Genomic DNA, 3,307 nt, shown 5'->3' with positions numbered 1-3,307 from the left:
CACGCCTACTGCACAGCGCACCTGGCGTCGGCTCAGGCGAAAGAGGGAGAACTGGAGTTGGCCGCCGTCACCGGCGAACGAGCGGCGGATCTCCTCACCAAGGCCGGCGTCATGAGCTGGGCCTTCGACGCCTTCGTCAAGGGCCGCTGGACCGTGGAGTCCACCACCCCCGGGAAAAGCACGCTCAAGGGCACGGTCACCGTCATGGCGGACGGCGGCGGCAACGGCGGCTTCACACTCGTCTGGGCACGCGAAGGCGCCCCGATCACGTGGTCCGGCGGCTATCTGCTGCGCGGCGGCCACCTCCGCATCGACATGCACCAGGCCCCCACGGGCATGGAGCAGCTGACCGGCGGCGAGGCCCTCACCGTGCCCAAGGAAGTCGAGGAAGGCGCGTCCCTCGTACTTCCCTGGCAGCCGCCGGGCCACCGGGACACCGGCGACGGCCAGCGGCTGAACGTCACCTACCGGAACAATGTCCTGCGCATCGTCCACACGGAGCGGAACGGCAGCGAGTCGGTCCACGTGTGCACCCGCGCCACCTGACCAGCTCGGCTCGACGCGGCCGAACCGACCGCCCCTGCGCCGCTGGCGCAGCCTACGGCTTGCGGTGCCGACCGGTACCCGGCGCGAGAGGCCGTGCCGCCGGGCCTGCGGCGGAAGCCGGCTGTTCGGCGGCTTCCGGGTACAAGATCCGCTTGGCTTCCGCAAGGTTCGCGGCGAGTAGACGGAACTCCCAGGCGCGCAACCACGCCTACTGCACAGCGCACCTGGCGTCGGCTCAGGCGAAAGAGGGAGAACTGGAGTTGGCCGCCGTCACCGGCGAACGAGCGGCGGATCTCCTCACCAAGGCACGGGGATCCAGACGGACCACGGAAGAACGAGACGGTCACCGCCGACCAGCTCTCGGCGGCGCATCCGGCGGTGCGCGCGGGCGGGCAGCGCATCGTGGAGGAGTACGAGAACGGGGACTCGCCGGAGGTCGTCTGCGCGCATGACGCGGACAAGCTGGAGTGCCTGGTTCAGGCGGTCGAGTATCGGGAGCAGGGCTACGCGAACGTCCAGGCGTGGATCGACAGCAGCCTCGCGGGGCTGCGGACGGACTCGGCGAAGGCACTTGCGGACGCCGCGTTGAACATGTCGTGCGTGGAGTGGCAGCGGACGTATCTCCGGTAGCCGGGTGGGCGAGAACGGGACAGGGTGGGGGTATGGCGGTAGAGGTTCGGGCGGCTTCGGAGTTCGGGGATGTTGCTGCTGTGCTCGGGCCGAAGAGGCCCGACGCGAACGTGTGCTGGTGTCTGAGTTACCGCGTTCCGTCGAAGCTCAACAACGAGTTGCGGGGGCCGGCTCGCGGTGAGTACGTGGCGGGGCTGTGCCGGGCGGAGCGCGCACCCGGGGTGCTCGCGTACGAGGGGGATGTGCCGGTGGGGTGGGCCGCCGTCGCTCCCCGGTCGGAGACGTCCTTCGCTCGGAGTCGCAAGATCCCGCATGTGGACGACCTGCCGGTGTGGTCGCTGTGGTGTGTGCGGGTGCGGCCTGGTCACCGGGGGTACGGGGTCACGCACGCGCTGATCGCCGGGGCAGTGGAGTTCGCGCGGGCGCACGGCGCCCCCGTCGTCGAGGCGTACCCGATCGACAGTGGTGGCGACAGAATCGACCAGACGATGGCGTACGCCGGGATCCGGCGCAACTTCGAGCGGGCCGGGTTTGTGCACGCTGCCGACACCACCTCCGTGCTGGCGGGGCATCCCCGGGTGCTGATGCGGCTCGACCTGCGCTGACGTGTCGGTCTCGCCTCCCGCGACCACGATCGGGTGAAGCGACAGCGGACGAGGGGTGGGGAGCGGGGCTCACGGGCACGACCCGGACATGACTTCTACTGTCCGGGCCGTCATCGGCCTGCTCTGCGCGGTGGGCCTGGTGCTCGCCGCGCCCCTGACTGCCGTCGCCGGGCAGGCGTCGCAGCCGGCGGCGCACGCGGGCGCCGAGTTGCAGCGCGGTTACCAGGGGCCGTTCGCGACGTTTGAGCAGTGCCACTCGGAGAACGTGCGCTGGGGGCGGACCCACATCGTGAACGAGTGCTTCTACTGGGGTGGCAGCGGCGCCCCGCGCGGCTGGTACTTCTACGTTTTCGGGCCGCGGGGCTGAGGGGAGCCGGAGGGTGGGCGCTGATCCGGTTTGATCGGATACGTCTATCATTTGGCGAGGTATCCCCGAGAGAACCTCGTGAGCGATGAGCAAGACCCAGCCCAGGAACCCCGTGGCGCGCAGTCACTCCGCGCGCGCCTTCGCCGCGGCGAAGGCGCGGCAGCCGAGCCTCGCCCAGCTTCGGGCGTTCGACGCCGTCGCCGAGCATCTGCACTTCCGGGAGGCGGCGGCCGAGATCGGTATGAGCCAGCCGGCGCTGTCGGGGGCGGTGGCCGCGTTGGAGGAGGCGCTGGGGGTGCAGCTCGTGGAGCGGACGACGCGGAAGGTGCTGCTGTCGCCGGCCGGGGAGCGGCTGGCGGTGCGGGCGCGCGCGGTGCTGGACGCCGTCGGGGAGCTGCTGGAGGAGGCGGAGGCGGCGCGGGCGCCGTTCACCGGAACGCTGCGGCTCGGGGTGATCCCGACGTGTGCGCCGTATCTGCTGCCGACGGTGTTGCGGCTGGTGCACGAGCGCTACCCGGAGCTTGATCTGGAGGTGCACGAGGAGCAGACGGCGTCGCTGTTGGACGGGCTGACCTCGGGGCGGCTGGATCTGCTGCTGCTCGCGGTGCCGGTGGGGACGGGTGAGTCGGCCGGCGGGGCGGTGCTCAGCCTGCCGCTGTTCGACGAGGACTTCGTGCTGGTGCTGCCGGGGGATCACGAGCTGGCCGGTCGGGATGACGTGCCGAGGGAGCGGCTGCGGGAGCTGCCGCTGTTGTTGCTGGACGAGGGGCACTGTCTGCGGGACCAGGCGTTGGACGTGTGCCGGGAGGCCGGGCGCACCGAGGGCGCGCCGGTGACGACAACGGCGGCGGGCTTGTCGACGCTGGTGCAGCTTGTCGCCGGGGGCATGGGGGTGACGTTGCTGCCGCGTACCGCGCTGCACGTGGAGACGGCCCGCAACGAGCTGTTGGCGACGGGGAGTTTCGCCCAGCCCGCGCCCAGCCGGCGGATCGCGCTGGCGATGCGGCCGGGCACGGCGCGGCGGGAGGAGTTCGAGGCGTTCGCGGAGGCGTTGCGTGGCGCGTTGAGCGCGCTGCCGGTCCGGCCGGTGGCGGCCGGGGAGATGCGGGCGGCCTGACGGCAAGAAGCGCCACCCGTCAGGAGTGGGGCGGTGGGGGTT

General features: G+C 71.5%; 6 protein-coding genes. 5 read left to right on the top strand and 1 reads right to left on the bottom strand.

Annotated features, from left to right (window positions below):
• On the top strand, positions 1–546 hold a 546-nt coding region (locus FNX44_RS28310; protein ID WP_173019285.1), incomplete at its 5' end, for a hypothetical protein.
• Positions 547–598: 52 nt separating this feature from the next.
• Here the strand turns inward: FNX44_RS28310 and FNX44_RS29255 are convergent.
• Positions 599–748, bottom strand: a complete 150-nt coding sequence (locus tag FNX44_RS29255; RefSeq protein WP_228450211.1) for a DUF6087 family protein — start codon at positions 746–748, stop codon at positions 599–601.
• Positions 749–924: 176 nt separating this feature from the next.
• Between FNX44_RS29255 and FNX44_RS25270 the strand changes: the two genes are divergently transcribed.
• From FNX44_RS25270 to FNX44_RS25255, 4 genes are all read left to right on the top strand, one after another.
• Positions 925–1,176, top strand: a complete 252-nt coding sequence (locus FNX44_RS25270) for an HD domain-containing protein (RefSeq protein WP_323369664.1) — start codon at positions 925–927, stop codon at positions 1,174–1,176.
• Positions 1,177–1,208: 32 nt separating this feature from the next.
• Positions 1,209–1,781, top strand: coding sequence for a GNAT family N-acetyltransferase (locus FNX44_RS25265; protein WP_143651309.1), 573 nt, complete (start codon positions 1,209–1,211; stop codon positions 1,779–1,781).
• A gap of 88 nt (positions 1,782–1,869) precedes the next feature.
• Entirely contained in the window at positions 1,870–2,148 is a 279-nt protein-coding gene (locus FNX44_RS25260) for a hypothetical protein (RefSeq protein WP_143651308.1), read from the top strand.
• 85 nt (positions 2,149–2,233) lie between these two features.
• Positions 2,234–3,265 carry a hydrogen peroxide-inducible genes activator gene (locus FNX44_RS25255; protein WP_143651307.1) on the top strand — a complete coding sequence of 344 codons (1,032 nt, stop codon included), beginning with the start codon at positions 2,234–2,236 and terminating at the stop codon, positions 3,263–3,265.
• The last annotated feature ends 42 nt before the right edge of the window (positions 3,266–3,307 follow it).

Source organism: Streptomyces alkaliterrae (genome assembly GCF_007097205.2).
GTDB classification, from domain to species: Bacteria; Actinomycetota; Actinomycetes; order Streptomycetales; family Streptomycetaceae; genus Streptomyces; species Streptomyces alkaliterrae.
This window is presented reverse-complemented; position numbering and strand designations above follow the sequence as displayed.

Excerpts from the sequence above, each read along its gene's own strand:
- FNX44_RS25265 (WP_143651309.1), top strand. The coding sequence starts at position 1,209 with ATGGCGGTAGAGGTTCGGGCGGCTTCGGAGTTCGGGGATGTTGCTGCT.
- FNX44_RS25260 (WP_143651308.1), top strand. The coding sequence starts at position 1,870 with ATGACTTCTACTGTCCGGGCCGTCATCGGCCTGCTCTGCGCGGTGGGC.
- FNX44_RS25255 (WP_143651307.1), top strand. The coding sequence starts at position 2,234 with ATGAGCAAGACCCAGCCCAGGAACCCCGTGGCGCGCAGTCACTCCGCG.